The 7071-nt window shown below is 39.9% G+C and carries 11 protein-coding genes; all 11 read right to left on the reverse strand.

Annotation, left to right across the window (positions count from 1 at the left end; translation table 11 throughout):
• Positions 1–69: 69 nt before the first annotated feature.
• Complete coding sequence (locus EDC17_RS16255) at positions 70–213, reverse strand: hypothetical protein (protein ID WP_243646185.1); 144 nt, start codon at positions 211–213, stop codon at positions 70–72.
• Positions 210–1379 (reverse strand): hypothetical protein, encoded by a 1170-nt coding sequence (locus tag EDC17_RS16260; RefSeq protein WP_115170674.1) that lies wholly within the window; start codon positions 1377–1379, stop codon positions 210–212. The genes EDC17_RS16255 and EDC17_RS16260 overlap by 4 nt, the downstream gene beginning before the upstream one ends.
• Positions 1380–1396: 17 nt before the next feature.
• Positions 1397–1615 (reverse strand): PRTRC system protein C, encoded by a 219-nt coding sequence (locus tag EDC17_RS16265; RefSeq protein ID WP_115170673.1) that lies wholly within the window; start codon positions 1613–1615, stop codon positions 1397–1399.
• A gap of 18 nt (positions 1616–1633) precedes the next feature.
• Positions 1634–2242, reverse strand: a complete 609-nt coding sequence (locus EDC17_RS16270; protein ID WP_091100998.1) for a PRTRC system protein E — start codon at positions 2240–2242, stop codon at positions 1634–1636.
• A gap of 11 nt (positions 2243–2253) precedes the next feature.
• The gene (locus EDC17_RS16275) at positions 2254–2451 is read right to left on the reverse strand and encodes a hypothetical protein (RefSeq protein WP_002993148.1); all 198 of its coding nucleotides are present in this window, start codon (positions 2449–2451) and stop codon (positions 2254–2256) included.
• On the reverse strand, positions 2451–2675 hold the full coding sequence (locus EDC17_RS16280) for a hypothetical protein (protein ID WP_002993146.1): 225 nt from the start codon (positions 2673–2675) through the stop codon (positions 2451–2453). Before EDC17_RS16280 ends, EDC17_RS16275 begins: the two co-directional genes overlap by 1 nt.
• A gap of 18 nt (positions 2676–2693) precedes the next feature.
• On the reverse strand, positions 2694–3032 hold the full coding sequence (locus tag EDC17_RS16285; protein WP_132779248.1) for a molybdenum ABC transporter ATP-binding protein: 339 nt from the start codon (positions 3030–3032) through the stop codon (positions 2694–2696).
• Between the two features lie 25 nt (positions 3033–3057).
• Positions 3058–3255: a DNA-binding protein gene (locus EDC17_RS16290; protein WP_115170672.1), complete on the reverse strand. Its 198-nt coding sequence runs from the start codon at positions 3253–3255 to the stop codon at positions 3058–3060.
• Between the two features lie 52 nt (positions 3256–3307).
• A complete protein-coding gene (locus tag EDC17_RS16295) occupies positions 3308–4381 on the reverse strand; it encodes a DUF932 domain-containing protein (RefSeq protein ID WP_132779250.1) in 1074 nt (357 codons plus the stop codon).
• 40 nt (positions 4382–4421) lie between these two features.
• Positions 4422–4814, reverse strand: coding sequence for a single-stranded DNA-binding protein (locus EDC17_RS16300; protein WP_132779252.1), 393 nt, complete (start codon positions 4812–4814; stop codon positions 4422–4424).
• Positions 4815–5470: 656 nt separating this feature from the next.
• Entirely contained in the window at positions 5471–6721 is a 1251-nt protein-coding gene (locus EDC17_RS16305; protein ID WP_132779254.1) for a site-specific integrase, read from the reverse strand.
• Positions 6722–7071: the final 350 nt, after the last annotated feature.

The following is a 7071-nucleotide window of genomic DNA, read 5'->3' on the forward strand; positions in this document are numbered from 1 at the left end:
GGCAGCTGTCATAAATAAGCAGACACCATATATAAAAAATAGCGGAGCGGCGGCTTAAAAAAATAAAATTTATTTGTTAAAGTCATAACAATCCATATCAAAATGCTCCACATACATATCGGTTTCCGTTCCTATGGTTTCATAGAAAACCAAAGCGGATTTTGGGTGGTATAATGTCCCGAAATCTTCGGTTATATCTGTTGCATCGTTCATTTTTCTACTGTTTTATAGTTGTGCAATAGTGTACATAGGTCATCCAATAACACAAAAAGACGATTTTCAAAATCAAGATTGTTTGTGGTTATTTCAATTCCGTCAAATTGTTTGGTAATGGTCGGTTCTTCTATCGCTCCGTACTCGTTAAATTCGTTGTTGATACTGTCCGAAAGACTTTCATATAGCCAACCTTTGGTATCAGCGATAAAGGAAATATACTTTTGCATTCCTATGACCTCATTTTCGTAATCATCGTCATAAGGGTCTTGCTCGGGAATGGGTGCGTTTCTGAAAACGGATGCTGTAGGGTATTCCGTATAGAGGTCAAACGCATTACAGGCTATCTGCCAACATTCCCTGTCGAATGTGTCACGGCTTTTAAAAAGGTTTAAACGCTGTTCAAATACCGTTAAATTGATACGGTTGAATAGCCTTTGTTCTACGCTGTCGCCAATATATTCAGCAATCGAAAATTCACGTTTGTAGGTTTCCATTTCTTCTGTTTCATCGTCCTGTTCTACCCAATCTTTGTGCATCTCATATAGCCAATACAGATAGCTTTCTTCTTGCCTGTAATACGGAATATCCGCAATGTGGTACAGATAACTGTAAACCGAAATAAGTAATTGGGCATTCTTCTTATGCTTCGGGTCGTGAAGCATTTTAAAGAGTGGAACAATGGGGATATAATACAGGGTCGTACCTGTATCATACTTTTCCTCACTCACAAAAAAGGTTTTCTGACTGTCCTGTATCAGTTTTAAACTATCCCAATTTGCAACGGTTCGTTTCAATTGGTTATCCATATCCCACATAGCCAATACCATATTGTAGGGATAGCTGTAATCCTGTCGGGTCTGCATCGGTTCAATGCTGTAATGCCTGGCAAGTTTGGAAAGGGACTGATAAAAATCCCTTTCCGTTTTCTGACAAACCTGTACGGATTGTGCCGTTTTCAGTTTCGGCAGAAACGTACACTTTAGAAAACCATTGGTAGCATTGCTATCGGTACGGATTTCCCTTTGTCTTCCCGAACTTCGTTTGCATCTTTTGGTCTTTGCATCCAGTCTGCGAACTCGCCCAACTGTCGGTGTAATTGCCGTTGCCTTTTCTGTTCGGGTATGCTGATTGTTCCCAATATTTTGTTGCGTTGCATAATTCATTGCTTTTAAATTTTGGTTTAACCTTTCGTACCCATTACGCTTTCAAACCTGTACTCGACTGCATCGTCTTTTATCTTGGGTGCCGATACCTTTGCAGTCGTCAGTATCGGATACAAATTGGCGTAATAATTCATCACGGCTTCCACGCTCCAACGTGGTTCGGGGTCAGTCAATGGAATATCCTGTCCTTTATCTTTGAGTATGAAAACTCTCGGTAATACTGTTGCTAATAACATAATGTTCGTTTTTAATTGTTAATATTCTACTTCTTCGTTTGTTGTATTTATTGGGCAATAGGTAGCAACCTCCTCCGTTTTTGGTGGTTCGGGTTGCTCCTCCGTTACTCCACCAAAAAGGCTCGGTGTCCCGAACTTGTCGGACAATGACGTTTTGCGTTTGCGTATCTCGTCCGCTTTTTCGGGAAACTCCGTAATGTCGGGTACTTTCATCCACGCTTCACGGAACTTGCCCTCTTTCTCCAACTCGTCCACCTTTGCCATACCGTCTTTGTACTTCTTGTCTTTGGTTTCTTTTTCCTTTTTGGCTTTCTCGGTTTTCTGCTTCTCCATTTCGGATTGCAGTTTGACGGTTTCCATTTGCTTCATAAAGGCTTCCATATCCACCATTAAACCCGATATGGCTTTAATTGGTGCGTTTATCTGCTCAAAAAATCCCTCGTCAAACTCCTGCGGAGTGGCGTTAAAAATCAATGGGGGAATGAGGTTTTTCGCACTATCTCCGCATTGCTCATTGTTGAGCAATACTGTTACGATTAGTTTGTTTTCTATCCCCTTAGAAATGTTCAGTTGCAATATTCCTGTAAAATCCAACTGCTGTACTTGATTGAAAAAATTTGTGTTCATTACTGTGAGTTTTAATGTGTTGTTACTTGTTCTTTGATGGCTGTAAGTTTCTCGTACATATCCGCCCAATAGGCTTTTTGCCTCTTGTCGAACTCGGAAAAACGCTCGTCCTCGTGGCGGTATTCTTTGTACCGCCCTGCTATTTTTATGGCTTCCTTTAAATCCGTTACTTCGATTTGGCAACCGTTTAAATCTGTTACGTACATCATTAATCGTCTTTTAGGATTACCATCGTGTTATGATTAAAGGCATAGTCAAACGCACCGTTTGATACCCTATGCCTTCTTCGCAGTTCCACGCCCTCATCATCCCAACCAAAATCGGGAAGACCGTTTACCCTTGCCACAAGCTGTGCATTGGTCAAGTGCTTAAATCGCTCCCTGCAAAACTTTTCAAGGTCTGTTTCTTTGGTAATTCTATCTGTTGTTTCCATCTTTGATTGCTTTAAGTGTTAATGACTGATTTCTACTATTTGGTCAATCCTGCCATAGATTATACTCCGTAGGCTCGTTTTGTCGGGTGCGCTGTATTCCTGCCAACTGTCGTACTGCTTCACTACATAGGTTTTTAGAATATCATCAAACCCAAACCGATAACCCATTAGGGGAACTGCCCTGTTAAAAAAGGCGTTTCGGTTTACCGCTTCCGCAATCCAATTTTTCTCGGCTCGGCTTAGCTTCTCGCCCTTGTTCAGTTTTTCCCTTAGCTGATAGACCTTTGAGGTTTTCAGCGTTTCCAATTCGGGTACTTCGTGGCTGACAAATTTTATCGCTATGGCGTTCGTTTCCATTGTAACTGCTTTTGAATGTTATGCGTTAATCTTCGGTGGCATAAACCCCATTTACATAGTAGCCGTATAATTTTTCCCAAAGGCGTACTAAACCGTTCGTGTCTATATAGAAATGCTCTGTACGATTGCAGTAAATGATAAATACGCTTTCGCCTTTGTGCTTCTTTTCAAGGCTCTTGGCTCTCGCCAAATTTTTGGCTTCCTCTATTGTTATCGCTTTCATAAAACTTATTTTTAACAGGCTACCACCGATTGTGGCGGTAGCCTGTGATTATCTAATTGAGGTTTAGGATTTCCGCACCGTCTTTCGCAAAGGCTGTACATAGGTCAAATGCTTTTTGTCCTTTCATTTGAGCCGTTCCACCCAATACAATACTCTGTAACTTGGCTTCGTCATCCCTGTAATTGCGTACATTTTGGAAGTAGCCTGTAACAGCATTGTATGCTCCGAACAAAGTACCTTTGGTGGTGTTCATCTGTTGTGTGTCGCTCATCATTGCATAGCCAAAAGCATCATCAACTACGTTTTTAAACACGGTGGAAACTTCATCTTCTGCACCCTTTTTGAGCAGGTCAAGCGTTTCTTTGTTTGGGCAAAGTGCTATTTGGATTAACTTTCTTACCTCACGGTCTGTTACTTTTACCTTTGTCCATTGGTTGAATATGCCCTCTAATTGATTGCTCAACGTGTTCGCCAATCCCATAATCTTATGAGCGTTCTCGATACGCTGTTTCGCTCCCGAAGTATGTTTTATCCTTACTACATTGGTCATACTCCGTAATGAAGCGTTTAGGGTATTTTGACAAACTATCCTAATGGGTGTAAATGCGGCTGTGATACTTCCGCTACCATCGTGTGAAGTGGTTAGGAAGATGTACTTTTCCGTTACGTCATCGCCATTGCCTACACGGATATAGTCGGGCAGTTTCGCTGTGATAAAAATGCGTTCCCCTTTGCCCAATGCTCCTGCGGTTTCATAGAGAATACCCTCGCCACCGTCAACAATAGCATCAAAGAAATTAAAGGCTTCACGGTTTTGCACGATGTGGTAATCCTTACCAACTACGCCTAATACCGCATTGTTATCGGTGCGTATGTTTGCGAAATAGTTAGGTACTTCAAACTCGTTACTGCCTATCTCAATACCCTGTGAAGTTTCGATAATGCCCGAACCCTTGGTAAATAGTGGGGATTTTACGACTTCATAGTCTAACCCTGCGTGTTTGATAGCTTCCTCGCTTGTCGGGTATTGTTCGACAATCTGTCCTAATCCGTGCCACGCTTTTTGCTGTACTGTAAAGAAACTGTACTTTCCTGTTTTCTCGTTGAAATTGATGTTGTGTGCCATAATGCTTAAAATTTTGATGTTAAAAAATGAATGTTCTTGATTAAAATGGGAGGTCGTCCTCCGTGCCTTGTCCTGCTGTACCGTTACTTTCAGATTGTGCAGTAGCCTGTACGGTTTCGGTTCTCCTGCTACCTCCGTGTAATTTGATGCTTGAGGTATGGAAATTCAGACCTGCTCTTGCTTCTCCGTCTTTGCTTACCCACGCCCTTGTACTTACTCGTCCTGTAAGTTCTACCAAAGTGCCTTTGGTCAGTAGCCTTGCCACATTGGGGGTTATCCAATAAGCACAATCGAAGTAGGTCGTTTGCTCTACTCGTTCGCCCTGTTTGTTGCGATAGCCGTCATTTATCGCTACTGAAAAGTTTACTACCTGTTTTTCGTTCGACAATGTGCGTACTTCCGCATCTCTTGTCAGTCTGCCTGTGATGTTCATATCCTTTGATTTTTAGTGATTGATTTTGATTTGATTTTTTTTGATTTATTCGGCAATGAGAGGAGGTGCTGTTTCGTTTCATTACCATTTCCAATGTTTTTAATCTTCGTATCTGACATTTTTTTTATTCGTGTAAAGAGCCGGAGTATGCTATGTTTCGTTTCACGAGCATAAAAGGTTCGTGTTTAGGCGACACAAGGTTTTGGAAAACAAATACTACCCAACGGGTGGAGATTTTTTTACAAACTTGCTTGACCTTTTGTCGGCGTTAAGAACACGGAAATACCTTTGCTCTTGAAATGGGACAAAAAAGCATACGGTTCTTTGGATAAAAAAAATTGTGGAAGCCTAAGAAAATGGCATTGATAAATGGTTCCCAGTGAATTGAAATAACACTTCCAATTCGCTGGATTTATAAATGTTTTTTTTGTAGGTGGCTTTTATAGCCACACTAACAGGGATTTGAAAAATGCTTTAAAAAGGTAGTAGCGGGTAGGGGCATTTTTCAATTTTCTGTTTCAGAAGTAGGCAAAAAGCTCTTTTACAGCATTGGGAAAGTGAGGGGAAAAGTAAACGTGCTTTGGCTACAAAAAAGTATGGGCATAAAAAAAGCAGAACCGTTAAGTTCTGCTCTGTTATGAAGTGATAAAAGCTAATTAGATTGCTGTTAAAAATGCTTCTTCCATAGCTTGAAATTTTGGGGCTACCAAATCCATATCCTTACTGATTTTTTGGCTTGTGATTTTAGCATAAATCTGTGTAGTGGAAATGTTTTTATGCCCCATCATTTTGCTTAAACTTTCAAGCGGTACACCCTCGGTCAAAAACATTGTTCCGAAAGTATGCCTTGCCGTGTGGAAAGTTACTTTTTGCTCCGTAATAATTTCCGCTGTTTCAATCAGTTTAGTAATGTGGTTATTGCAGGTTACATTGGTCGGAACAGGGAAGATAAACTCATTGCGGGTCGTACCTAAATATTTTTCAATGATGCGTTTAGGTATTTCCATTAACCGAACATTGGAAGCAATATCGGATTTCTTTCTTCTGCTGATAATCCATTGATGACCGTCAAAGAATGATTGAATGTTGTTCCTTGTCAATTTTTTAATATCCGCATAAGCAAGTCCGGTGAAACAACTGAAAATAAACAGGTCTTTTACTACCTCATACCGTTTGTGCGGAGGTTTGCACATCATTAGTTTTTCTACATCTTCTTTCAGTAAATAACCTCTGTCGGTTTCTTCCATACTGATTTCGTAATCCTGAAACGGATTATCACGTATCAAGCCTTTCTTAATAGCCAGTTCTACCAGACTTAATACAGGCATAGTGTAAACCCAAACCGTATTATGGGAAGACTGTAAATCGTACCGGAGGTAAAAATCAAACTCACGAATAAAGTCGGCAGTGAATTCCCGAAAAGCCATATCATCACGATGATAGCGTTCTTTTATAAAGGTGGTAAGATGATTGTAAACTGTGATATACTTGTTGTAGGTACTTTGCGAACGTTCTTCCTTTTCGACCAATTTTTTAAAATCCTCATTTTGATCATTGAAGACTTTTAGTATTGCATCATCCATTACACCAACACCCAAGAATGAGAGCTTTACTTTTTGGGCGGTAGCAAAGCCCTCGTGCTTGAGCATATCTTCATAAATCTTGTCGATACGCCCACGTATATTATCTAATTTTTGGTTGATGCTTAAAGCTGTTGCACTTTTACCTTCAACTCTTCCGTACTTTAAATCCCAATTATTGGGGTTTATTTCTAACTTTGTCCCGAAAGTTTTAGCTGTTCCATCAATGGTAATACGTGCCATAATCGGGGCATTACCGTTCTTTTTCAGTTCGTTCTTTTTCAAATAGAAAAGTAGTTTGAACGTGGACTTTTTTGTCTGTTCCATAACTCAAATGTTTAATGTTTAAAATTAAATTACATTGAGTTACAAGGGAATGTAAAAAAGAGTGCAAAAGACTGAAATATAATCAGTTAAGCTGTAATGCTGCCTTTGTCAATCGGTAACGAATTAGTAACCTAACCTTGTCATTTTCCGCCTAAAACCTATCAGACACCGAGTTCCAACCTAAGACTACTGTTTTATAAAGCATTGTATAGCAACGGTTTTAATCGTTTTGCTTATTTTTGCTTTTTACTAATCTTTTTTGGAAAAAAACATTAAAAAGTGCCTATTTAGGCTACTTTTTTCCTTAAGTTTTGTGCAATTGCTAATAAAGCCCACTCAATTTCCACCTT

The sequence above is a fragment of the Sphingobacterium alimentarium genome, from assembly GCF_004342685.1.
GTDB lineage: Bacteria > Bacteroidota > Bacteroidia > Sphingobacteriales > Sphingobacteriaceae > Sphingobacterium > Sphingobacterium alimentarium.

Excerpts from the sequence above, each read along its gene's own strand:
- EDC17_RS16290 (WP_115170672.1), bottom strand. The coding sequence starts at position 3,255 with ATGAAAGCGATAACAATAGAGGAAGCCAAAAATTTGGCGAGAGCCAAG.
- EDC17_RS16270 (WP_091100998.1), bottom strand. The coding sequence starts at position 2,242 with ATGAACACAAATTTTTTCAATCAAGTACAGCAGTTGGATTTTACAGGA.
- EDC17_RS16295 (WP_132779250.1), bottom strand. The coding sequence starts at position 4,381 with ATGGCACACAACATCAATTTCAACGAGAAAACAGGAAAGTACAGTTTC.
- EDC17_RS16300 (WP_132779252.1), bottom strand. The coding sequence starts at position 4,814 with ATGAACATCACAGGCAGACTGACAAGAGATGCGGAAGTACGCACATTG.
- EDC17_RS16280 (WP_002993146.1), bottom strand. The coding sequence starts at position 2,675 with ATGGAAACAACAGATAGAATTACCAAAGAAACAGACCTTGAAAAGTTT.
- EDC17_RS16255 (WP_243646185.1), bottom strand. The coding sequence starts at position 213 with ATGAACGATGCAACAGATATAACCGAAGATTTCGGGACATTATACCAC.
- EDC17_RS16275 (WP_002993148.1), bottom strand. The coding sequence starts at position 2,451 with ATGATGTACGTAACAGATTTAAACGGTTGCCAAATCGAAGTAACGGAT.
- EDC17_RS16265 (WP_115170673.1), bottom strand. The coding sequence starts at position 1,615 with ATGTTATTAGCAACAGTATTACCGAGAGTTTTCATACTCAAAGATAAA.
- EDC17_RS16305 (WP_132779254.1), bottom strand. The coding sequence starts at position 6,721 with ATGGAACAGACAAAAAAGTCCACGTTCAAACTACTTTTCTATTTGAAA.
- EDC17_RS16260 (WP_115170674.1), bottom strand. The coding sequence starts at position 1,379 with ATGAATTATGCAACGCAACAAAATATTGGGAACAATCAGCATACCCGA.
- EDC17_RS16285 (WP_132779248.1), bottom strand. The coding sequence starts at position 3,032 with ATGGAAACGAACGCCATAGCGATAAAATTTGTCAGCCACGAAGTACCC.